The following is a 386-nucleotide window of genomic DNA, read 5'->3' on the forward strand; positions in this document are numbered from 1 at the left end:
ACGGCTTTGAACTTGCTGCCATCGATGGCGACGCTCGCCGTCGTGAGGAGACCCATCTCACGGCAGAGTTCGACGAAACGCGCGCATACCTTGCGTAGCGCCAAGGCATTGTCTTTGCGGAAGTCCGCGATCGTCTTGTGATCGGGAGCGAGCCGGCCCAGCAGCCACATGGCCTCGACATTGCGTCCGGCCTCTCGTTCGAGCCGCCGGCTCGACTGCACCCGGTTCAAATAGCCGTAGATGTAAAGCTTCAGGAGAACTGAGGGATGGTATGACGGCCGACCGGTCGCCGCCGGTTCCACCCCCTCGAAGCTTAGCTCGGCCAAATCGAGCGCATCGACAAACACGTCGATCACCCGAACAGGGTTGCTCTCATCAATGAAATC

Annotated in this window: 1 protein-coding gene; it reads right to left on the reverse strand. The window is 60.1% G+C overall.

Going from position 1 to position 386, the window contains the following annotated elements; translation table 11 throughout:
• A partial coding sequence (locus tag XI08_RS09755; RefSeq protein WP_271574256.1) for a transposase occupies positions 1–386 on the reverse strand: 386 nt, incomplete at both ends.

Source organism: Bradyrhizobium sp. CCBAU 11361 (genome assembly GCF_028128935.1).
Taxonomy (GTDB): Bacteria; Pseudomonadota; Alphaproteobacteria; order Rhizobiales; family Xanthobacteraceae; genus Bradyrhizobium; species Bradyrhizobium niftali.